The following is a 23,464-nucleotide window of genomic DNA, read 5'->3' as shown; positions in this document are numbered from 1 at the left end:
GGATTTAAAAATTGTTTCAACGTGTGAGTAAAAGGAAGCCTCGTAGCTGTGGAGTTGCATGAGATTACCTATCAAGCGATTATGTGAACTTTTATCTCTCTTCTCTCAAAGCTTTTCTCAAACGCTTCAATGCCTCTACTTAAGGGAAACTCTGAAGTAACTAGCTTCTCTACTTGGATGACCCCCTCTCTCAACAGTTTTATGGCTTTCTTGAAGGGGCCACACCTACTCCCTACAAGACTAGCTTCTTTTACTACTAGCTTAGTCACGTCAATTTTAGTCGGGATGCCGTGTGTAGACTTGACTGCTACGACACCACGTGGTCTCACGATCTCGACAGCTTTTTGAAGTCCCTCAGGAGTTCCTGAAGCCTCAACCACGTAATCAAACCCAGCTCCTTCAGGAGTATTTCTAGCAACCACCTCTGCTAGTTCCTCACCAGATAATACTTCGTGCGCGCCCATGTCGAAAGCTACGTTTCTCTTAGGAGTGTCTGGTCTAGCCACAGCTACCAAAAGTCTGGGCTCATAGAGTCTTGAAAGAAGTCCTAAAGTTAAAAGCCCTACAGTCCCAACCCCTATTACCGCTATGTTTGCGTTATGTTGTGGTGGCGCCAACTCAACCATTTCAACTACAGCTGCGAGGGGTTCGACAAAAGCTGCCTGAAGAGGTGTTAAATCATTTACTACGTGTATTAAATCATGCCTACTCACTACGTACTCTGCGAAACTACCGTCAACAGATATACCTAGGGTTTCCCTATAAGGACAGTGTGTGGGTAAACCATTTCTACAATACCAGCACTTACCGCAGTAGAAGTTTATTTCTGTAGTAACTCTAGCGCCAATTATAGATTTATCGATACTGGCGTTCTTGCCCAAATCAACAACTCTACCAGAAACTTCATGACCCAGTATTATCGGTGTTTTACCAGGTCTGTAGGTTCCCTTGTAGAAAGCCTTATCAGTACCGCAGATACCTGACCTCTCGACTTTAATCAATACTTGATTCTCACCTAATACAGGGTCAGGAACATCTGTTAATCTCAAAACACCTGGTGAGTAGAGGAGTAGAGCTTTCATCTTAACTCGCCCGCGATTAAGTAGTCATGAAATAATTAAAAACGAAGACTTAAAGACTTAAAATGCTTAGCGATTGAGTTGCTTCATGTCGGCCGGCGTCTTAATAAGTGCTTCTAAAACACTGACAGCTACTCGCTTAACGAAGCTCTTTAACTCATCAGCTAAGAGGAATCTACTAGGTTTAACTAATGAGTTACTCACAATTAATACTGAAGCTGTCTTCACGTTCCTCAAGAGACCTAACACGTACAGTATAGCTGTCTCCATGTCTACCGCTACCGCACCTCTCTTAACCCACTTACTAATAAATCCCTCCTCAGTATAGAAAGCATCACAACTTACTATAGGAGCTACTAAATACTTAATACCAGACGAGTGTATTTCCTCAACGAGGTTCTTAAACAACTGGAAATCAGGAATCGCTGCCTGAGAAACTAACTCACCCAAGTACTGATAAAAAATCCCGCCAGAATAGTACGAGGCGCCAGCAGGCATTACAACATCACCCACATCTAACTCTTTAATCATAGCGCCGCAGGTCCCTAATCTAACCAAGACTTTAGCACCCAACATGATTAATTCCTCTATTACTAAGGCGGCTGACCCAGAACCTATCCCATGAACAGCAAGAGTGACTGGCACACTCTTATAAGAGCCTGTATAGACGTGATAACCTCTCACACTACTTACTAGTCTGGGTTCTTCTAAGAATTCCCTCAATAGATCAATGCGTGCTGGATCACCAGCAATAATAACTCTCTCAGCAACGTCTTCTTTTTTACTAACTCTTATGTGAACGGTCTCACTCACTTGAATTCCTCCCCGTCATGAATAGCAGGACTCTGGAGAGTTTAAGACTATATCCCTCCTCTATCAGGGATTTAACCTCGTGCCAGGTCTTGGAGACACCACCTCTATTCCATATAATGTGAGGCGAGGACGTAATTCCCGAATCTATGAGAGGCTCGCTCCTCAAGTATTCTGAGGTAACTATCATGAGCAAGTATCCCATCAAAAGATACTGTAAACACAAGCATTATAAATCTTTCTACTCATTCTCGTTCCAAGAGACTAGGCTTTCAGATGCAACAACTTTGTTATGCTCTTTTAATTCAGAGAGCTAAAAAACTTAAATTTACTATAATAGGTATTATCATGTGGTGAATCCAATGATAGATCAGTACCTTCTATTAACAGTTATAGGAATCATAATATTTGTTGCCGGCATAGTCTTGTTAGTTAGTAAGGCTAAGGGGGGACTTTTAGTCTTGCTAATAGGGCTTCTATGGCTTCTCACTATGGGGATTTACTATCTTTTCGTCTATGCTGGAGTATATGAGTCAGGTCTTTACCCAGTAGCTAATATAATAGGTGTGGCATTATTGGTTGTCGGCCTGGGTGCAGTACTCTATTACTGGATGCGGGCCGGCGTGTTAAGGAGGTGAGCATGATGGCTTCTAGACCCATCTCATCAGCATTATGGATTATTGCCTTCATAATAGCAGCTATCTTCGTAGCCTTCATATTCTACATAGGGTTTGACATACTAGCTAAAGGACTTGACAAATCCAGTGAATGGATAATAACACAACCTTTCAACATCTTAGGGAGAGATGGACTATTCGCAATTAGCGGGGTCTTGTGGTTAGTGGGTACACTCATATTCTTCATGGAGTTAAGTGGCAGGACTTTCAAGGGTTTAAAGATAGTGAGGCAAGTAATAAAGTGGGACGCGATTGACGTGTCTGTGGCCGCGCTGTCTGCAGCTGTCTACGGTGGCGCGTTAGCAGCTACTGGGGGAATACCTATAATACCTGGCTTCACGTGGGTTAGACCAGCCAACGCCCTCGCACCGCTTTTCGGAATACTATTCGGCATTCCTGGCGCCTTAGGAACATCAATAGGTAACTTCATAGCTGACGCGCTAGCCGGATACCTAAGCGTAGGTAGCTTAGGAGGTTTCGTGGGGAACTTCATAATAGCTTACGTACCTTACAAGCTAATGAGAGACCACTCGTTCAGGACGCCGCGCAGCATCATCGAGTTCTATGTATGGGGAGTTCTAGTATCTAGCGTGTGGTGCTCACTATATATTTCTTGGTGGCTCGACTTCGCAGAACCTGTTATAGGATTACCTAAAGCGTTCATATGGGGCTTTTTCGCGCCTTGGGTGATATTCAACAACGCATTCATAACAGCCATAATAACTCCGATATTAGGCTTCATACTGTATCCCCCAATAAAGGCGCGAGGCCTCTACTGGGCTGACAGAATAAAAATCTTAGGGTAAGTCTTTTTAAATTAAATCATAATTCCGTACTTAAGTTTTGTTGTTAATGAGATATTGGGTGTTCATAATAATGATCGTGTGCTTAAGAGGACTCATAGTATCTATGAGTAGAGAATACGGGCTAATAAGTAACGGGCTAGTTGCGTTTGATGACGCTACTGGATTGATTGAAGAAGTGACGAGATGGGATAAGAGAGATTCAGTAAGGTGTGATCTCGTTGAGGGAGATGAGAACGCGATAGTGATGCCCGGACTAATAAATACTCACACGCACGCACCGATGCTAATTCTCCAGGGCTTAGGAGCTGGCTTGACTGGATTTGACTGGTTGAGGAAAATCTGGTGTGTCGAGGGTCTGTTAAGACCAGAACACATCTACGTGTCTACGAAGGCTTCAATACTACTGATGCTGGAAAACGGTATTACTACTTTCGCGGACCAATACTTCTATGAAGAAGAAGTAGTCAGAGCTGTTGAGGAGTTAGGTGTTAGGGGTGTTCTAGCTAAGGGTGTCGTAGAGTATAGTGAGCACGCACCAAAACACACTATCGAGGACTCAATAAACTTCGCTTTAAACTTCAACGGGACCGCAAACGGCAGAGTGAAGACTATGATAGGAGTTCATGCAATGTATTCGTGCAGTACCGAGACTATACTTAAGGCTGTCGAATTCTCAGAGGAGAGCGGCATAAGAATCCATATGCACTTCTCTGAGTCTCTACACGAGCTTGACTACGTTAGGAGTAAATATGGAGTGACGCCTACGGACCTAGCCGCAAAACTGGGTATCTTGCGAACCAAACCTTTACTGGCTCACGCAGTGTATCTTACAGACGAAGATATTAAGGTGTTGTCTAAGCACGAAATATACGTTGCGTACTCACCGTTCACTATAATGAGTTGGGGTCAAGACATAGCGAGGGTAGGAGAGCTTTTAGAGAGAGGTATTACAGTATCTCTAGCTACGGACGGGCCCGTAACAGACGGAGACTTAAGTCTCTTCAAGCAAGTAAAGCTAGCTATAGCTGCACAGTCAAGTCGTTATAGAACGCCTGGCAAGCTCCAACCAAGAGAAGTTCTTGAGATGATTACTAGCAAAGCTGCCAAAAGCTTAGGTATAGGAGAGTTAGTTGGAGCATTAAAACCTGGCATGAAGGCCGACATAGTGGTCCTGAAACCGCCTAAGACCAGGATTGCGAGTTTGAGAGAAGACCCTTACACTACCATAGTCTATAACATAGGAGATGAAAGCGTTAACGATGTATATGTGGATGGGAAAAAGATAATCTCTAATAAAAAGCCTTTGAGAATAGACTCGGAGAAACTTTACGAGAAGTTGCTAGAGCTTCGCAGGGAACTCTTAAACGAGGCTATAGTGTGCGATAAATAATTATCTCAACTAAATTTTATCACAAAAATTTGATGTTTCTAAGAAAGTGCTTAAGTTTTACTTCATGTACGTGAGCGTCTTCATAACCGCTTCTATAGGTCTTTCTGAGTTAGTTATGGCTCCCCCTATTATGACTATGTCTATGCCTTCTTCTACTATTTTCTTAACGTCTTCTGGTTTGATACCACCTGCTACAGCTACTCTGAGTGATGTTTCCCTCTTTATTCTCGCCGCCTCATTCAGTAAGTCTATTGCTCTCAAACCCCGAGCCCTCTGAACGCTTATCCCTATATGATAAACTATCGTGTCCACACCTAATCGGTGGAGTTCCTGTGCTCTCTGAAGTGGTCTAGGATGACTTATTAAATCTCCTATCACAGACTTACCATAACTACGTGCGGCCTCTACAGCTTCTTTAATCATTTCGTCTTCAGCAACAGCCAGGACCGTGTACGCGTCAGCACCGGCTTCATACATTACTGCACCCTCTAAACCAGGTACGTCCATAGATTTAGTATCAGCTACGACGAAGCAGCCCGTAAGGTCCTTCAGAGACTTCACTGCCAACGTGCCCCAAGACTTGATTAAGGGAGTCCCTGCTTCAAGCCACACACTCTCACATTTAGTCACTGAAGCTACTTCTACAGACAGCTTAAGAACTCTTTTTAGATCTGTTGAATCGAGTGCTATCTGAAGTATCGCCAACGCAATCACCGCTCGTGTAATATAAGTCAGGATTTATTAAATGTCTTACGTCTAGGGATGAGTCCACCTTCATAGAGTAGGTCAGGTTTTTGAGTGATGTGAGGTAATGAAGATGGGAAACAGTCTAGCTTAAGACTTCCTCAATAGCTTCCCCGACTTAACTCCTGTGTGTTTACCCTCTTTTACTACGAGCTCGCCGTTAACTAGCAAGTACTCTACGCCGGTCGAATAAGTGTGTGGATTCTCGTAAGTCGCTCTATCCCTTATAGTGTAGTAATTAAATACTACTATATCAGCTTTGAAACCAGGCCTTAATACTCCTCTATCGTATAGCCCTAATTTTCTAGCAGGTAAGGAAGTCATTTTCCTTATAGCTTCCGGGAGACTTAAGACCTTCATCTCTCTCACATACTTAGCGATGACTCTAGGGAATGTCCCGTAATTTCTCGGGTGTGGTACTCCCTCGCCAAACCTCATCACGCTACCGTCGCTTCCTATAGCTACTAGAGGGTGTGATACTGCCTTAACAACATCGTCTTCATTCATAGTGTGCATCACAACATTTGTCAGACCTTCATCTTCTACAAGCAACCTAACTATAGCGTCTACAGGCTCAACACCCCATATTCTTGATATTTCTTCTATGTTCTTCCCTAGAACCTCTGGATGATTTTCTGAGTATGAAACTCTTATCTTATCCCAGTCACTATGCATTTCTTCAGGTATGCCGTACCTCATTAGAAAACTTTTTAACTCATTCAGTAACTCTGGCTTCTTCAACTTCTCAACCATTTTCTCGTAACCCCCCTCTCTAACCCAGGCAGGTAGTAGTGCTTCCAGGCTTGTAGAACTGGCCGCGTAGGGATATGCATCGGCACTGAAGTCGTAACCTCTCCTAGCATACTCCTCTATTAAGTCTAGAACCTTAGAAACACTTCCCCAAGCAGGCGGTCCAGCTGCCTTAACATGTGATAACTCTAGACTGACGCCACTAGCTAGCGCGACTTGCGTTGCTTCTATGACTGCGTCTATAAGTCCAACACCCTCATTCCTGATATGAGTTGCGTAAACACCTCCGTATCTCGAGACTACTCTAGATAATTCAATCAACTCAATAGTGTCTGAGAAAATTCCAGGGACATAGATAAGACCTGAAGACATGCCGAAAGCTCCCGCGTTCATAGCTTCAATCAATAAATTCTTCATCTCTTCGAGCTGTCTCGCCGTAGGTCTTGCTTCCCCCGCGCCCAGGACTGCACTCCTTAGAGTCCCGTGACCAACTAGAGTAACTACGTTTAAGCTTTTCTCAAGTAATTCAAGATTCTTAAGATACTCACTAAAAGAACGCCAGGGAATACTGCCGAACTCCTTAATAAATTCTCTCTCGCCATACTCAATAAATTCTTTGTTCTCCTCTGTTAAAGGAGCTGGAGAGTACCCGCAATTACCTACTACTATAGTGGTGACGCCTTGAGTAACATAGTTGTCTGCTGTAGGAAGCATGAAAATACTGCTGTCGCTATGGTTATGGATGTCTATGAAGCCTGGAGCCACGAAGAAGTCGCGGGCTTCAATAATCTCCTCAGCCGACTCACCAGATAAGTCACTTATCTTAACTATGACGCCATCAGCTATTCCGATATCTCTTCTGAAGGGTGGTGCCCCAGTCCCGTCAACGAGCACACCTCCCCTAATTATGATGTCATATTTAGACATTAACCCCCTCCCCCATAGACAGTCCATTGAATCACATTAAAAGTATTTTGAGTAGTTGAAATAAGTTAAAATGACTTAAAAACTAACACCTGATTAGATAAAGTATGTCAAAATAACGTTAATGAGACTTGAAAGTTTATTAGCTTCAATATAACGACTCTTTAATGAGGTGATCTCGTGCATTTAAATAAAGCTATATCTAAGTTCACTGTAATCGTTCTAATTTCAGTTGTGATTATTGCTTTATTAGCTACATACTTTACTCTAATGCCTGCACCCACCCCTACCCCAACCTCGCCTGCGGCGACTACTCCTCAATTAAAGAGGACTTTAGTTATTGCGATACCTGAGGAGCCTATGGGCTTAGACGTGCAGCAAGTAACCTGGTCTAATGAAGTTCATGATCTGATTTTTCAACCTCTGGTAGTGCTTGGGCCAGATATGAATATAGTCCCTGACCTAGCTTTGAGTTGGGAGGTCTCAGAGGACGGCACAGTCATAACCTTTCATATACCTGAAGGCGCTAAGTTCTCTAATGGAGACCCACTGACGGCAGAAGCTATCAAAGAATCAATAGAAAGATATAAAAGCATATCACCTTATGCAGAAGACTTCGCTGACGTGGCAGAGATTATTGTCTTAGATACGTACACACTTAAATTAATTCTCAGCAGGCCGGCACCGTATCTTTGGGCCGTGCTCGTAACTAATTATGGAGGGGCTGTCAACGCTAAGGTAGCTAGAGAAGTTGGTGATGACGCCTTCAACAGACTTCCAGTAGGTAGTGGTCCTTACAAAGTCAAAGAGTGGGTTAGGGGCTCTCACGTAACTCTAATAAGAAACGACAATTACAGAACTAACATGCCCTTCGTGAATAACAAAGGTCCCAACCCATACATAGACGAAATAGTGATAAGATTCATTCCAGAAGACCTTACTAGGATAACAGAGCTTGAGGCAGGCAGAGTAGATATCGTTAGGGGGGTGCCTTTAGAAGAAGTTAGGAGGCTCAGAGAGAACCCGAACATACAACTCTACGAGACCCTGTCTCCAGGCATACACTACATAATGGTTAACGTTAAGAAAGAACCTCTAGACGACATTAGGGTACGTCAAGCAATAATGACGGCACTTAACAGGAGTGAGATAGCCGCAATACTAGACAATAACGTAGTACCCTGGTTTTCTTTCCTCTCGCCCTCACAAATATGCTACAATGAGTCAGTCGAGAGACTTGCTGAGAATCTCTACGAACACGACTTGAATAAAGCTAGAGAACTCCTCAGGCAAGCTGGCTGGGTAGACACAGACGGTGACGGGATAGTTGATAAGAACGGCATCCCGCTAAAAATGACGCTGCTCTCACCAACTGATGACCCAGCACTCAAGAAATCTGCCCCCTTAATTCAAGCACAGCTGAGGAAAATAGGAATACACGTAGAAATTAAGGAATACACGTATGACTATATAAGAGAATTGACTAGTGAGTGGAATTTTGAACTAGCTTTGAGGAGGTTCTCGTGGGCTGACCCAGACATACTGATTTACCTAGTTCACAGCGAGTACGGCAACTACACGTACTCAAACCCTGAAGTAGATGAGTTGCTGGAGATGGGCCGCTCCGTGAGTGACATGACTGAGAGAACTAAAGTTTACTCTAGGGTACAGGAGATATTACTTAAGGATCTCCCGCTGATACCTCTCTTCGTACTCAAGGAATACACGGCTGTTAACAAGAATGTTAAGGGGTTAATAGTGCTCCCACCTTACGGTACGCTCATAATTAACGATGCGTGGGTAGAGCAGAGATAGTAGTGGAGTAGGTACTAAGATGGGTCTACTCACATACGTAGCCAAGAAACTCTTAATAGGGATTCCAGTTATTTTTGGTGTAACGATAATTCTTTTCTACATAATGTATATGTTGCCAGGAGACCCCATAAAACTCCTTCTAGCTGGGGAAAGAGTAACTCCTGCTAAGATTGAGGAATTAAGGAGGGCTTGGGGACTTGACCAGCCCATATACATACAGTACTTCTACTGGCTCTCACACGTCATTAGAGGCGACTTAGGAGTCTCCATAGTTACTAAAGAGCAGGTATCTTCACTTATATCTCAGAGACTGCCTTACACTATGATGTTAATGCTCATCTCGACACTACTATCTTACTCTATTGGCGTGACGACAGGACTCCTGACAGCGCTGAAGAGGGGAACTCTAGTAGATAGCGTTATATCTGTAGCGGGAGTTGCTAGTTACTCAATACCTGGCTTCTGGTTTGGTCTTATGTTGATGTTAGTTTTTGGATACTACCTAAAGCTCTTACCCATATCTGGTTATGAGGGATTACACTCTCTGATACTGCCCGCGCTATCGCTAGCACTCCCCTCGTCGGCTTACGTGATGAGACTCACGAGAGCTGAAATGATCGAAGTCCTTAACGAAGACTATATAAGGACTGCCTGGGCTAAAGGACTTAATAAGAAGAGGGTATTATTAGTTCACGCACTTAGGAACGCGATGATACCAGTGGTCGTTATGTTCTTTCTTGATGTGCCGTGGCTGATAGGAGGTGCAGTAGTTATAGAGACTTTATTCGCTTTGCCGGGGATGGGTAGGTTACTCTATGTTTCAATAATAAGACAAGACTACGCCGTGGTTCAGGGTATAGTACTGATAATAACTGTCCTCACAGTAGTTTTCAACACATTAGGAGATATCGTGGTGGCTGTCTTAGACCCGCGCGTACGTATAGAGAAGGGTGGTGGCTCATGACACTACTCATTAGAGAAAAGATTAAGTCATTAAGTAGCAGCGAGGAATTTATGCTCTTCTTAAAACATAAGAGGGGTTTAGCTGGCTTAATCATTTTGTCCTTCATGTTATTCATTGCTTTAACAGCTGACTTCATAGCTCCTAAGAAGTTTGATGAGGTAGATCCTTCATCTAGACTACTGCCACCATCTACAACGAATGTTTTCGGGACTGATCATCTAGGGAGAGACGTCTTCAGCAGGATTGTTTACGGTGCTCGGATAGCTTTATGGGTAGGTCTGCTAGTAGTCTTGATTGAAGCGGGGATAGGAGTTCCTTTAGGCTTAATAGCTGGGTACTACGGGGGGTCAATTGATAAATTAATATCAGCGATTACTGACATGCTCTGGGCTTTTCCCCCAATAATCTTGGCTCTAGCTATAGTGACTATATTGGGTCCTGGACTAACGAACGTTGTCGTAGCAGTCTCTATAGTTAGTTGGGCTCCCTACACGAGGATAGTGAGGGCTAAGACGCAGTCAATAATAAGCAGAGAATTCATAACTGCTGCGAGAGCTGTGGGTGAGTCTAGCTTGAGCATAATGTTCAGGTATGTTTTACCAAATACACTAGCTTCTGTTATAGTCCTAGCAACTTTAACTATACCTTCAGCGATACTCTACACTACAGCACTTAGCTTCTTAGGTTTCGGTGCTCAACCCCCGACTCCTGACTGGGGCGCTATGCTCAACGAGGGAAAAGACTACATATTCAAAGCACCGTGGTGTTCCGTGTTTCCCGGGCTATTCATAACCTTGACTGCATTGAGTTTTAACCTTCTAGGAGACGCTCTAAGAGACGTTCTAGACCCTAAGTTGAGGCTGGGGTGACGCGAGTGTCTGAAGCGCTTCTTGAGGTAAGGGACCTACACATATGTTACGAGACTAGCAGAGGCTGTGTAAGAGCAGTTGACGGAGTAAGTCTAGCGATTTATGAGGGTGAAACCTTCTGCTTAGTCGGCGAGACAGGGTGCGGTAAGAGTACGTTGGCTTTAGCTATACCCAGACTACTCCCTCCTAACGCGAGGCTCTTACGCGGTAATATACTCTTTAAGGGCATAGACCTGTTGCGAGCTAGTGAGAGCGAGCTACAGAAGATCAGGGGAAGAGAAATAGCGATGATATTCCAGAACCCCATGACGTCTCTGAACCCAGTTCACACTATAGGTTTTCAGGTAGCTGAAGTCCCACTAATACATTTCAGAATGTCGTGGAAGGAAGCATTAGTAGCCGCGGTAAAACAATTAGGTAAAGTAGGGATACCTGACCCTGACCTAAGATCTAAAGACTACCCCCATACGTTTAGCGGGGGAATGAAACAAAGGTCTATGATAGCTATGATGACCACATGTAAGCCCAGCCTACTAATAGCTGATGAACCCACAACAGCTTTAGACGTCACTATACAGGCCCAGATACTCAAGTTGTTGTATGAACTCAAGAGTGAGTACGGACTCACATTACTACTAATAACACACAACTTCGGCATAGTAGCTGAAGTATGTGACAGAGTTGGGGTGATGTATGCTGGGAAAATAGTTGAGGTAGCTGACGTGAGAGAGATATTTGAGAACCCCCAACACCCCTACACTAAAGGTCTGATAGAGTGTGTGGTAGCTAGAAGAAAATCAAAGACCAGACTAAACCAAATACCTGGAACACCGCCTAGCCTCCTGAATCCACCCAGTGGTTGTAGGTTTCACCCAAGATGTCCCTACACTACACGTAAGTGCTTGAGAGAAGAACCCCAGATAATTGAAGTACGTGAGGGCCACTTAGTTGCTTGCCACAACTACGATAGAATTAGGTGACTCTCATGGAACTCTTAGTAGTTGAGGACTTAAAAAAGTATTTCGAATTCAAAAAAAGTTTCTTCGCTAAAAAGCAGTACGTGCGCGCAGTTGATGGAGTCTCCTTCAGCGTCGAGAAAGGAACTACGTTAGGCGTTGTGGGCGAGTCAGGTTCTGGCAAGACTACCCTAGGATTAACTATCTTGAGATTAATTGAACCTACGTCAGGCAAGATAATATTCAATGGTAGCGACATAACAAATCTTAATAAGAAGGAACTAAAACAATTCAGGAAATCTACTGGAATAGTTTTTCAAGACCCTTACTCATCACTAAATCCGAGAATGAGGGTGAAGGAAATACTTGAGAGACCTCTGAAAATACACAGCAGTGAAGACGAGAAGACACGTATAGAGAAAATAATCAAGACTTTAGAAGAGGTAGGTTTAAGTGCGGAGCACTTAATGAGATACCCGCACGAACTCTCAGGAGGTCAGCAACAGAGAGTAGCTATTGCTAGAGCTATAATACTTAGACCACTTTTAGTAGTACTTGACGAGCCAACCTCGTCTCTCGACGTGTCGGTACAGGCGCAGATACTGAACCTACTACTAGATCTTCAGGACAGGCATAAACTGACCTACATTTTCATCACGCATGACTTACTAACAGCTAAACACGTCAGTGACTTCATTATGGTGATGTACTTAGGGAAGGTCGTAGAGTATTCGACTGTACACGAGGTTTTCGGGAACCCTAAACATCCCTACACAGTCTCTTTACTCTCCTCAATACCTTTACCAGACCCTAAGTTGAGGGATAGGAGGCGCGTGGAGGTAGTGGGCGAGCCTCCGAGCCCACTCAACCCGCCTAAGGGTTGCAGATATCATCCCAGATGCCCCTACGCTACAGAGGTGTGTAGGTCGAAAGAACCTGAACTACTTGAGCTCAGTAAGAGACACTTCGTAGCGTGTCATAGAGTAAGTGAGTTAAGTTTTAACGAGTTCCTCGCCGACATAAGTAGTTTTTTATCTGAGTAATCTAGTACTATTGTGGTGGGTTTGATTGGACTTCACTGCTCTCGAGAATTTTATTCAAGAAAGACTGACTAAGTACAAGTTTCCAGGCATTAGTGTGGCTTTACTAAAGGGCAGGGAGGTGATCTACTCTAGAGGTTTCGGCTTCCGAGACATTACCGAATCACTACCTGCAACACCAAACACAAACTATTGTGTTGGCTCCGTAACTAAGACATTCACCGCCGTAGCGACCATGCAGCTAGTTGAGAGAGGTCTAATGAGTCTCGAAGAGCCTGTAAATAAGTTTGTTGACGTGATTAAATCTAGCGATATCAAGGTTTATCACCTGCTTTCGCATACTTCAGGAATACCCGCACTAGGTTATGCTGAAGCCTTAATAGACAGCTATTATGGACTGAGCAACTACTGGTTTCCTATAGCTACTCCAGACGACGTCGTGAGCTTCATGAGAGATTATAACGAGTGGCTCACGCACAAACCTGGTGAGAGGTGGTTCTACTTGAACGAGGGTTATGTCCTTTTAGGGAAGATAATAGAGAAAGTTAGCGGGGTAAGTTACGAGTCTTATATCAAGACTAACATACTAGATAAGCTAGGTATGAAGAAGAGCTACTTTACTAGAGACGAGTATCTGAGAGACAGCAACAGAGCGACGCCGTACCTCATAAACAGGGAAGGCAAGCACGTCAGGACAGAGCCGGTGTTCGGGATCTCGGCTGATGGAGGCTTATTTAGTAACGTGATTGACCTACTCAGGTTTACCGAAGCACTAATTAATAGAGGGGTACTTGATGATGTAGAGATTCTTAGTAAAGACTCAATCATTTTGATGGAGAGAGCATTCACTCAATTGCCTTACGAGAGTGTCGTAGCTGACTCTTACGGTCTTGGCTTAACAATACGTCACAATTTCTTCGGCCGTAAGTTAGTCGGTCACAGCGGGTCTGTGTTAGTTTATACAGCTTACGTAGGCTACGTGCCTGACGAGAAAATAAGTGTTGCAGTCCTAGCTAACTCGTCAGGCTACCCACTCTCTCTCATTGGCGGGTATGCTCTAGCCATGTTACTAGGGAGAGACCCCGAGAAAGAATTGCCTTACGTACTGACTGAGAGGACATATGATAAATTAGTGGGTACATACAAAAACTATAAAGAGACTGTCAGGATACACGTTAAGAGGAGTGGAGACATGCTTTTCCTAGAAGAAGATTCTAGGGATTCAAGCCCCGTGCCCTTAGTGCTTGAGAAGATGTCTGAAGACTACGTATTGTTTAGGATCCACACATTAGCTGCCAAGATCCCAGTAGAGTTTTACATAAAGAACTCGAAAATCACGATGGTTTACGACAGGTACGAATTAATAAAAACAACTTCTTCATAATTTCTCAGAGAGACTTTGTTCTCTTGAGTGTCTTCTTAGTGAAAACTTATAAGTTGTTACTACCATGCTTGGAGGTAGGTCTCATCATAGGTGGAGAGCATATCTATCTCTTGAGGTAGTCCCGCTAGTGCCCGCCGATGTAGCCCTTGATGACCCCACGAAAGATGGGGCCCGCGTCCAGAAAAGCCAGAGTAACCCAGATGAGGGGCACGTGGCAGACACTTACTTAGCTCTCTTGAGGTAGTTATATGCTAGTAACGCGTGTAGCGCTGTTCCTAGCCAGAGCACGTCCTCATCTACGTTGAATCTTGGGTGGTGATGCGGGTATATAATGCCTTTGCCTTCATTCCTTACTCCGAGCGATATGAACGCGCCAGGCACTTCTTGCAGATAGTATGAGAAGTCTTCAGCTCCCATAGTCATTAAAGCTTCGGAAGTCTTGGTTATCTTGTTAGCTACTTCCAAGACGAAGTCAGCTAGTTCAGGGTTATTGACCACCGGAGGGTAGAAAACCTCGCTTAACTCGAGACTACCCTCGCATTCCCATGCTAGCGAGTAATACTTGACTATAGATTCTATTCTAGCCAAAACTCTATTCCTAACATCTAGGTCAAACGTTCTTAGAGTTCCAGCTATTCTTACCTCGTCAGGTATCACGTTACTTGCCTTACTCCCCTCAAACTTCGGGGTAGTTATGACGACAGGTTTTAACGCACCTACGTTTCTAGTGACTATTTTCTGTAAAGCATTGTAAATGTCTGCGGCAGGCGCTGTAGGATCTTTAGTTAGTTCTGGATGTGCTGCATGACCCCCCATACCCTTAATCCTTATCACGAATGAGTCTGCTGAAGCACACATAGGTCCTCTCCTAGTAGCTACTGTGCCCGCAGGCAAGTCAGACCAGACATGAATACCGAATATTGCGTTAACGTCTTTCAGATGCCCTTCCTCGACTACTTTCTTAGCTCCCGCACCCCCCTCTTCAGCAGGTTGGAAGATCAACTTAATGCTTCCTCTCAGATATTCTTTAATGCTTACGAGTACTCTGGCAGCACCCAACAACATAGCTACGTGCGCGTCATGACCGCAAGCATGCATCTTACCCTCAATTCTAGACTTATAAGGTACTTCATTTTCTTCCTGTATTGGGAGAGCATCCATATCAGCTCTCAGAGCTACAACGCGATCACCGCTTCCCTTAACAAGACCTACTATTCCGGTCTCAGCAGCTCTAACGTACTCGATGCCGACTTTAGTCAACTCTTTCATAATGACCTCTGATGTCCTGAATTCCTCAAACCTCAACTCAGGATACATGTGAATATCTCTCCTCAAACCAATAATGTAGTCACTTAATGACTTAGATAACTCAATAATTCTGGCTTCAACAGGGTCTAGCACAGTGTTAGACACCATTAAATTAAGTTAAAACACTGTTAAAACCTTAACTAACTTACTCCCGTATTATTCGAGCAACCTCCTCAGGTACTGATTATTTCTCTTCTCCTGATCAAGAGTCGTGACTTCACCATGACCTGGGAGAATTACGTAATTATTGGACAGCTTAACGAGCTTAATAAGCGAACTCTTCATATCCTCAGCAGAGCTCTCAGGGAAATCGACCCTCCCTATAGTGCCTTTAAATAAAGTATCTCCACTGACAAGTAAGTTCCCTACTAGCAGGCATAAACTACCTCTCGTATGGCCTGGCGTGTGGAGAATCTTGACCTCAAGTTCCTTAAACCTTAAGACAACATCGCTTTTCACGAGTTCTATAGACTCCGGCAATTCTAAGACATCGCCGTAGAGTTCCTCGGCTAAGAACTTATACCTGCTAATTAAGCCTATGTCTAACTCGTGGATTAAAAACCTAGTGCTGAGGAGCCTAGACACTCTACCAGCATAGAAAACGTGGTCAAAATGTCCGTGCGTGGCTATAACTGAATATACTTTAGTAACACCTAATTCTTCGATAACCTTCATTATAGAGTCTGGGTTAACACCCGGATCAACAACTATCCCGCTATTCTCTGAGTATATTATGTAGGTGTTAGTCTCTAGAGGACCGCCAACTATCTTGCGATACCTAATCACTAGTTACCACCCAGAACTACTGGCTATCTTAGCTATATTATAAGTCACTAATAATTGTTGATTCTTTAAGCTTAAACAACGCTAGAAATTATAGAGAAAACACTTTAATTAAAGGACTTAAAAACAGACTGTTTCAGATTAAGAAGTTATTTTCTTTTGCTCTCCTATACTGTTTACTATTTCTTTTACTTCATCTCTAGAGAAAAGGTCCATCTCAGCTAATCTAGTTAACGCTAATTCGATTCTCTCCAGCGTTATATTGACGAGGAGGTTTTTAGCCTCAAGCTCAGATTTCATTTCAGTCTTCTCTATTAGTTCTCTAGACCACGACAAGTAATTACGTAAACCCTCAACAATTACCGGACTGAGTTTCGGGCCGAGCCATCCGCCAGGCTCTAGAACTACTGGAGTAATTATTACTGAACGTCGAGACCCATCAGATACGTATGAGGTATAAGCTACTGGGATCATGTACAGTCCAACACCGCTGGAAGGAATTGAGAGACTTATCTTTTCTATTTCTTTTTCTACCTTAATTAACTTCTCTCGATACTCCTGGAGATTACTTCTTATTTTGTCAGACCTTCTATCAGCTTCTCGAGTCAGTGATTCAAGCTCGTTCCTTAGTGCTTCTTTCTCCTGAAGGAGTGACTTAACCTTATTGTTCTCAGCCTCAGTCAATTCCTCAAACTTCTTTTCAGCTCTCTTAACCTCGTTCTCATAGTTTGCTCTCTCATCACTCAACTCTTTCTCAAGATTTTCTAAAGTCTTCTTCAACTCACTCAACTTCTTCTTCAGGTCTGAGACGTCTCTCCCGTAACTCTTCGCTCTCTCAATCTCTTCCTCAAGCTTCTTCATGTTTTCTTGAGTTTCAGCAATTCTCTTCTCAACAGCTTCTATGTGTGGCTGGTATCTCCCCCTAATTAACGCAAGCTCTTCATCCTTCTTCTTCCTAAGTTCTTCAATATTCTTCATCACAATTTCTCTAGTTTCTTTTATTTTCTGGTCTAGTTCTGTGATCTTGACTTCATACTCTTTCTGAACGCTCTTTTTCCAGTTACTGAGTAAGTCATTGATTTTCCCTGAGACGTTACTCACGTAACTTATTGAGTTACTAATCTCATTCAGCACGAGCTTAACATTCTCAGCTTCTTTAGTGCAATCAACACTAATCCACGGTATCTCCACGAATGGGAGGCCATAATCGGTCGTATGATTTAAGAAGAGCTTGAGGTCATTAATGAAGGAAGAGTCTGAAACAACATTCTCTAACTCTACAGACCTTCTGATGACGTGCCCTCTACTGCCGGCAATATCTTCTGACAGCTTGTCTATCTTAACCAGAATATCTAGAAAAGACTTCCCAGAACTAGAAGCCAGCTCTACGAGAGCAGAATCAACAGCTTTCTCGTCAGGAACGTCGTAAGTTAACGTGAGTTTACCCCGCCTCAAGGGATCTATCAATATCGCGCTCCCGCTAGAGTAGGCCTCTAGCAAAACAGGATAGAAAGCGAGAACTACCTTCTCTATACTCTCCCCCTTCCTCCTCAAAATACCTGGCTTTTTCCTCTCCTTCTCTGACCAATACATAATAAACCCAACAACCTCGTCATCACCCAACTTCTTATAAGACTCACTAGTCTTCCTAATAAGGAATGAGAGATAATTCTTCTTAAAAGAAGATACATCAAAATTCACAATACTTCCCCCAATTATACTAGTCGTAAGGTTCTTATAAACCTTAATTCATTCCCTCAACAATAATCAAGAAAATTCTAGGCCGAAATACGCTCTCAAGTATTCACGACTAAAAACCCTTGTCCTCCAAGACCGAAATGAAAGCCTATAAGTATTGTGCTTTATAGCGCGTTGATGACGAGCCTCTTCGTATTGGCTATCTCAGAATCTCTGGAACAAGCTCATGAGAGTAAATCCAAAGCCATAGTCCTGAGTCACGTAATATGTGAGATAAGGATAAACACCAAGGACTCAACACTAGATAAACCACGGAACGAGCCCTCAATTCTTCTCGGTAGGTATTAGTTCATTAACTTTCATGTTCTATGACGTTCATCTCTTCTGCTGTTTTCTGAGAACAACTTCCATCTAAGTTTGAGCAACACTCTAATTATTTTCAGAGCCTTAAGAGTATAAATAAATTAATGTCATACCTCTTCACCAACGAAGCATACATTTAGTCTTGAGCCTTCATAACTTGATTTCTCCTTCGCGTATAGGACGTGGCTTTTAACGTGTTCTTTGAGTTTATACTAGGCTATTAGTACTTCGTAGTCTCTAGTTTTCTTTTCTCTTCAAATCTGGCTCGAATATTGTGATCTTCGTAATTTCCTAACTGTATTACTTAGAGCGGAGTAGGTAAGTGCCCACGCAACCGCGCCTAGTACTGGAGTAGCGATGCCTAGACTAAATATCAGAGACACTACATGAAATATGAAGAGTATGCCGGCAATCAAGTATAGTTTGTCATCATACTCGTCGTAGAACTCAAAAGACAATAATATTATTCCTACGTAACTTATTATTAATAAGACGAGCCCAACAGTCACTATCATAACGCCTATAATGACTGGGATTAGCAATAGGCCCACCGCAATAAGTAGCGAACCCCACAAGGGGAATTTAATTAATAAAGAAATTTTCGAAAGCTCTGAATTTACTTGAGCTAAGTCTTCAACGCCAGAAGAGATTCTAACAAATCCGGCGAAAACCACCATAAACAAGATCACGAGCAACACGACCGCCGCACCAACAAGATGCGGGAATGTCCGTAATGGAGAAGTGATTATTTCGCGAGCGATCGCGAAGATAACGACTAGAAAAAGTGTCCATGCAGTAACCTCAATTAATGCTCCTTCCCGCATTCTCCGGAACGCGTCAACTTCATCTACTCTTGATTCTTCAATCATTTCTACGAAAGACATAACACCCTATTATTTATTACGAAAACTCTATATATATCCTTTTAAGCACTACCAGAACGGGTCCTGAAGTCATAGATTACTTTCAGTCTGTTTTGTCGTGCGTGATTTCATAAACATAATTCAGAAACGACCTGAACAACATATGCTGACACGAAAAATCAACATTATTCAGTGAAAAAGCGCTAGACTCTAGTGATTCTCGACTTAAGAAGAGCTCTTACACTTGTTAACTTGAGATCCTTGGGAAACTCAAATCAAACTACTAGGAAGCCGGGGAAATAAGTCATAAAGCTTATAAGGCTTCCATTATTTACATGTTTGTCAGTGTCCTCAAGATTCTGAGTCTCGTAAAGCTTTGAAACTCTCGTGATATGGCTGGAACTGCTGTGGTGTAGGCTTTGAAGAAGTTGTTGAGAAGTGGAAGTAAAGAGGTTCGGGTGTCAGTACGTAAGAGTCTACAAATCATTATCTGCCGAAAGGCGGTGTCTTAATCATGGTTAAGAATGTCTTGAAAGGAGTTCTTAGTAGAGTTGTTCTGTTTTTAGGTCTCCTTGTTTTCTATGCTTACGGATTCTTATGGACTTTGAAGCCTCGTAGAGTAGAAGCTATGAGTGAGTTGTTAGACTTGTTTTATTACAGATTTCTCAGACTCAAGAAAGAATATGTTGAGGTTGTGAAAATCACTAATGAAGAGTTAGTGACTATAAGCAGAAACCCATGCCCTATACTGAGGCTTACTATGTTTTTAGGGTTGGACACGAGATACACTTGTAAGTTAGTCTCAGAACCTGTATGCAAATATGTACTTAAACGCGTGAATCCTAAGCTAGTCTTCGAGAGAGACTATGACTACATAAGACCCTACAGAGATGGATGCATGGAGAGAATATACTTGAAATCTTAACACCCACACTAAAAATTTATTCTGTCCCTCATAGTATAAAAGGTGCGGTCACTTGGTCTCATACGATGTGGTAATAGTAGGTTCCGGGATTGCTGGCGCCTCACTAGCTTACTTCCTGAGTAGGAGTAGTTTCAAGGCTTTAGTACTAGATGTTAAGCCTTTTGAGAGATTAGGTGACAAACCTTGTGGTGACGCCATAGGCAAGCACCACTTCAGCGAGCTAGGGCTTGAAGCACCTCCTGACGAGCTCTTAGAAGGTTATGTGAAGGGCATTGACGTGTATTCCCCCTCAGAGAAAATAAAGTATAGAGTCTTGGGTGAGGGTTATGAAGTTCATCGAATAAAGTATACTAAGTATTTGTTAAGTGAGGCTATTAACAGAGGCGTAGACTTCTGGGGAGAAACTCAAGGAGTAGAGCCTCTAATTAAAGACGGCTCCGTCGTCGGTGTTTCCGTGTGGATTAAGGGTAAGGGAAAGCAAGAAGTGAGTTCTAAAGTCTTGATAGATGCTTCAGGGATGGCTAGAGCTATAGTCAGGAAACTTGATAGTAGGTGGCCTGTAAGAGAAGATATAGACCAGAGAGACTTAAATATAGCGTATAGAGAAGTTAGGAGACTGAAGAGAGAAGTAGATGAACCAGAGATCCTCAGGATTTATGTTAGCAAGAAAATAGCTCCAGGAGGATACTGGTGGTTTTTCCCTTACTCTAAAGAAGGGGACGTAGTCAACGTCGGTTTAGGCGTTCAGGGCGGCATGAATTACCCCAATCCTAGAGACCTCCTACACCAATACATCATAAGCAGAGAAGAATTCAGGGGGAGTGAAGTCATTGAGGCAGGCGGTGCGGCAGTACCCACTAGAAAACCCGTAAAAACTCTCGTCTGGAACGGCATCGCAGTAACTGGAGACGCTGCTTATGCAGTGAACCCAGTACATGGGGGTGGTAAAGGCTCTGCTATGCTAGCTTCGTGGTGCATCTCTAAGTCAATAGAACACGCACTAGAATTAGGTAATCCTTCAGCAGAGAACTTGTGGGAAGCTAATATATGCTTTAATAAGAGATATGGAGCAAAGCAAGCAGCTCTCGACGTCTTCAGGCTTTTCCTCCAGAAACTAAGTGATGATGATCTAGAGTATGGGATGAGCAAGAAGATAATAAAAGAAGAAGACTTAAATGAAGTCTCCCTCAAGGGAGACCTAGAACTCAGCGTCGTTGAGAAAGCTATGAGACTACTAGCTGGTTTATCAAGACCCTCTCTCCTATTAAAGCTCCGCAGAGTTGCTAACTATATGAATGACGTTAAGCGCTTATACCTAAACTATCCTGAGAAACCTGAAGGCCTGGCTAGGTGGTATGATGAAGTCGAGAGACTGTATTCAAGGTTTAAAGAAGAAATAAGTTAAGCTAGTAGAGAGTCTTTAAGCCACGGGTACATATTAATCCATTTATGGATGAAGTCTTTGTATGTCTCTATGTAGAGTGGATGTGATGTCATCTTCTTTATTAAGTCTAGGTTCCTCCTATACTTTACTGCTTCTCCTATGCTGTTAGGTCCCTTCATCTTAACCCACTCTTCTAAAGTAAACATATACTTCTTCTGCACGTAGTCTCTATACACATCGTTAAGCACGTTAAACGTACAGAACGGGACTACACGACCATCGGGCATCAAGTAATGTACGTTGCATCTCATTACCCTCTCAACATCGTAGTTGTAGAGATCCATGAAATGCATCATGCCCAAGAAAGTAAACTTGTAGTGCCACTCGCCGAGAGACTCATACGTGTGCTTGACTAGCACCTCACTTATTAGCTTACGCAGGATACCCTTAATTTCTGAGGGTACGTCACTCCACCTTATGTATTTCAGTAACGCCGAAATTATTAGCTTAGACCCGACTAAGTATCTGCTCCCACCACTCTTTAGCTCCATAGATTTATCTCTGAGGTAATCTAAAAAGCCCTGAACATCTATCATCTTGGTAATAGGTATGTATTCAGGTTCCCCGTCATTCATTCTTATATATACGTAAGTCCCTACACCACATTCTGGGTGATTAGCCATTTCAAACCTGAACTCTCCGCTGAACCCCTCAACGAATTCTGATATAGGCACTGATGCCGGCACGGGGAACCAGTCACTAACTTTTATTTGACCCTTAGTTTGTTCTTCTATCAGCTTAGCCACATCATATATGGTTACTCTTAATTCGTCTCTCTCAGCTTTCTTTATCATTCCAGTTAAGGACACTGGCTGCAAATTAACAGACCTAATAATGTCTTTGTTAAGAGCGGCAAACTTTATAATATCTCCTAATTCATGCGTGTTGAGACCCTTAATCACTGTAGGAACTAAGACGACACTAGTCATTCCTGACTTCCTGAAAGCGTCTAAAGCGAACGGGACCTCCCAATGATTCTTAGGATTTGCTTGCGGCGAGACCCCGTCGAAACTCATGTATATCGTGTTAACTCCTGCTTCTCTAAGACCTTTAGAAAACCTTACTGCAGCTTCCTCACCCTCAAACAAGTACATCTTAGCAAATCTAGTTATATTAGTGTTTAGCTGTATATGCCTAACCCCCATCTCTCTCAACAACTTAACTATCTCAATTATGTCGTCTCTTAAGGTAGGCTCACCGCCAGTAAGCTGCACGGCTGGTGTGACGCCCTGCTTAAGAAGTTGCTGAACCATAAACTTGATCTGCTCTATAGTTGGTTCGTAGACAAACCCTGACTTCTCAGCAAAGAAGAAACAGTACCAGCAGTCTAAGTCGCACCTATTCGTTAAGACTAAGTTAGCTAGTGCTGTGTGGTTCTTGTGTATAGGGCATAAACCACAGCTGTAAGGGCATGGAGCAGAGAAGTTCGTGTACACGTGTCTAGGACCCCTGCCCTCAACATACCATTTCTCTATCCTCCTAGCAAACTCGGAGCTACCCTGATATAACTCCTCAATCTCCCCATGCTCAGGGCACTCCTTCCTTATATATAGTTTCCCGTCTCTCTCTAAGATAACCGCGGGTAGTAGCGCGTAGCAGTAGGGACATATAGATTGTGTAGTCCTAACCAGTTTCTCATTCTCGTTAAGTTTAGGTAGGGAACCCCATATCTTAACTTCTCTGTCAGCTATCTTAATAGATTGCGTCGTCCGGTCATAATATGATGGCGTTATTAACTTTTCTTCCCTAGAGCTTTGACTGTTGCTCAACTGCATTACCTCCTAAACTTTCACTCTGTTAATAATAAATATTTTCAGTTTTTATTGGTTTACGAAGCCCCTGGCCCAAATTGAGTAAGACTGCGTTGTTTTA

The 23,464-nt window shown here is 43.1% G+C and carries 21 protein-coding genes; 11 read left to right on the top strand and 10 right to left on the bottom strand.

All coding sequences use genetic code 11. The features are described from left to right. Positions 1 to 71 precede the first annotated feature (71 nt). From QXL29_03455 to QXL29_03445, 3 genes are all read right to left on the bottom strand, one after another. A complete protein-coding gene (locus tag QXL29_03455; protein MEM2283650.1) occupies positions 72 to 1,082 on the bottom strand; it encodes an alcohol dehydrogenase catalytic domain-containing protein in 1,011 nt (336 codons plus the stop codon). Positions 1,083 to 1,148: 66 nt separating this feature from the next. Then, positions 1,149 to 1,892 (bottom strand): purine-nucleoside phosphorylase, encoded by a 744-nt coding sequence (locus QXL29_03450; protein ID MEM2283649.1) that lies wholly within the window; start codon positions 1,890 to 1,892, stop codon positions 1,149 to 1,151. After that, on the bottom strand, positions 1,885 to 2,094 hold the full coding sequence (locus QXL29_03445) for a hypothetical protein (GenBank protein ID MEM2283648.1): 210 nt from the start codon (positions 2,092 to 2,094) through the stop codon (positions 1,885 to 1,887). The genes QXL29_03450 and QXL29_03445 overlap by 8 nt, the downstream gene beginning before the upstream one ends. A 157-nt stretch (positions 2,095 to 2,251) precedes the next feature. On the opposite strand from QXL29_03445, the gene QXL29_03440 reads away from it, so the two are divergent. The 3 genes from QXL29_03440 to QXL29_03430 all read left to right on the top strand — a co-directional run bounded on the left by QXL29_03440 (position 2,252) and on the right by QXL29_03430 (position 4,762). After that, positions 2,252 to 2,527 (top strand): hypothetical protein, encoded by a 276-nt coding sequence (locus QXL29_03440; protein MEM2283647.1) that lies wholly within the window; start codon positions 2,252 to 2,254, stop codon positions 2,525 to 2,527. 5 nt (positions 2,528 to 2,532) lie between these two features. Further along, positions 2,533 to 3,372, top strand: a complete 840-nt coding sequence (locus QXL29_03435; GenBank protein ID MEM2283646.1) for a QueT transporter family protein — start codon at positions 2,533 to 2,535, stop codon at positions 3,370 to 3,372. 70 nt (positions 3,373 to 3,442) lie between these two features. Beyond that, positions 3,443 to 4,762, top strand: a complete 1,320-nt coding sequence (locus tag QXL29_03430) for an amidohydrolase family protein (protein MEM2283645.1) — start codon at positions 3,443 to 3,445, stop codon at positions 4,760 to 4,762. Between the two features lie 57 nt (positions 4,763 to 4,819). Here QXL29_03430 and QXL29_03425 read toward each other — a convergent pair whose 3' ends face one another. Further along, entirely contained in the window at positions 4,820 to 5,476 is a 657-nt protein-coding gene (locus QXL29_03425) for an orotidine 5'-phosphate decarboxylase / HUMPS family protein (GenBank protein ID MEM2283644.1), read from the bottom strand. A 120-nt stretch (positions 5,477 to 5,596) separates the two neighbouring features. After that, entirely contained in the window at positions 5,597 to 7,183 is a 1,587-nt protein-coding gene (locus QXL29_03420; GenBank protein MEM2283643.1) for a D-aminoacylase, read from the bottom strand. Positions 7,184 to 7,360: 177 nt separating this feature from the next. Here QXL29_03420 and QXL29_03415 point away from each other — a divergent pair, with 177 nt between their 5' ends. From QXL29_03415 to QXL29_03390, 6 genes are read left to right on the top strand one after another with little or no spacing between them, the layout of a single operon-like run. Then, positions 7,361 to 8,995, top strand: a complete 1,635-nt coding sequence (locus tag QXL29_03415; protein ID MEM2283642.1) for an ABC transporter substrate-binding protein — start codon at positions 7,361 to 7,363, stop codon at positions 8,993 to 8,995. A gap of 19 nt (positions 8,996 to 9,014) precedes the next feature. Next, entirely contained in the window at positions 9,015 to 9,959 is a 945-nt protein-coding gene (locus tag QXL29_03410) for an ABC transporter permease (GenBank protein ID MEM2283641.1), read from the top strand. Continuing rightward, positions 9,956 to 10,828 carry an ABC transporter permease gene (locus tag QXL29_03405; GenBank protein ID MEM2283640.1) on the top strand — a complete coding sequence of 291 codons (873 nt, stop codon included), beginning with the start codon at positions 9,956 to 9,958 and terminating at the stop codon, positions 10,826 to 10,828. The genes QXL29_03410 and QXL29_03405 overlap by 4 nt, the downstream gene beginning before the upstream one ends. Before the next feature lie 5 nt (positions 10,829 to 10,833). Beyond that, positions 10,834 to 11,808, top strand: a complete 975-nt coding sequence (locus QXL29_03400; GenBank protein ID MEM2283639.1) for an ABC transporter ATP-binding protein — start codon at positions 10,834 to 10,836, stop codon at positions 11,806 to 11,808. A gap of 5 nt (positions 11,809 to 11,813) precedes the next feature. After that, a complete protein-coding gene (locus QXL29_03395; protein MEM2283638.1) occupies positions 11,814 to 12,827 on the top strand; it encodes an ATP-binding cassette domain-containing protein in 1,014 nt (337 codons plus the stop codon). Between the two features lie 25 nt (positions 12,828 to 12,852). Then, a complete protein-coding gene (locus QXL29_03390) occupies positions 12,853 to 14,208 on the top strand; it encodes a serine hydrolase (GenBank protein ID MEM2283637.1) in 1,356 nt (451 codons plus the stop codon). Positions 14,209 to 14,430: 222 nt separating this feature from the next. Here QXL29_03390 and QXL29_03385 read toward each other — a convergent pair whose 3' ends face one another. The 4 genes from QXL29_03385 to QXL29_03370 form a co-directional block, all read right to left on the bottom strand. Next, a complete protein-coding gene (locus QXL29_03385) occupies positions 14,431 to 15,624 on the bottom strand; it encodes an amidohydrolase (protein ID MEM2283636.1) in 1,194 nt (397 codons plus the stop codon). A gap of 48 nt (positions 15,625 to 15,672) precedes the next feature. Further along, positions 15,673 to 16,302 carry an MBL fold metallo-hydrolase gene (locus QXL29_03380; GenBank protein MEM2283635.1) on the bottom strand — a complete coding sequence of 210 codons (630 nt, stop codon included), beginning with the start codon at positions 16,300 to 16,302 and terminating at the stop codon, positions 15,673 to 15,675. Between the two features lie 138 nt (positions 16,303 to 16,440). Then, positions 16,441 to 18,000, bottom strand: coding sequence for a hypothetical protein (locus QXL29_03375; protein MEM2283634.1), 1,560 nt, complete (start codon positions 17,998 to 18,000; stop codon positions 16,441 to 16,443). 614 nt (positions 18,001 to 18,614) lie between these two features. Further along, positions 18,615 to 19,244, bottom strand: coding sequence for a DUF973 family protein (locus QXL29_03370; protein MEM2283633.1), 630 nt, complete (start codon positions 19,242 to 19,244; stop codon positions 18,615 to 18,617). Positions 19,245 to 19,737: 493 nt separating this feature from the next. On the opposite strand from QXL29_03370, the gene QXL29_03365 reads away from it, so the two are divergent. Together QXL29_03365 and QXL29_03360 are read left to right on the top strand one after the other, a co-directional pair. Then, entirely contained in the window at positions 19,738 to 20,148 is a 411-nt protein-coding gene (locus QXL29_03365) for a hypothetical protein (protein ID MEM2283632.1), read from the top strand. A 52-nt stretch (positions 20,149 to 20,200) separates the two neighbouring features. Beyond that, positions 20,201 to 21,553 (top strand): digeranylgeranylglycerophospholipid reductase, encoded by a 1,353-nt coding sequence (locus QXL29_03360; GenBank protein ID MEM2283631.1) that lies wholly within the window; start codon positions 20,201 to 20,203, stop codon positions 21,551 to 21,553. On the opposite strand, the gene QXL29_03355 is transcribed toward QXL29_03360, so the two are convergent. Beyond that, positions 21,550 to 23,361, bottom strand: a complete 1,812-nt coding sequence (locus tag QXL29_03355; GenBank protein MEM2283630.1) for a radical SAM protein — start codon at positions 23,359 to 23,361, stop codon at positions 21,550 to 21,552. The genes QXL29_03360 and QXL29_03355 overlap by 4 nt on opposite strands. Positions 23,362 to 23,464 lie beyond the last annotated feature (103 nt).

The organism is Zestosphaera sp. (genome assembly GCA_038843015.1).
Taxonomy (GTDB): domain Archaea; phylum Thermoproteota; class Thermoprotei_A; order Sulfolobales; family NBVN01; genus Zestomicrobium.
Note: the sequence above shows the minus strand (reverse complement) of the source record. Positions and strands in the feature narration are given on the sequence as shown.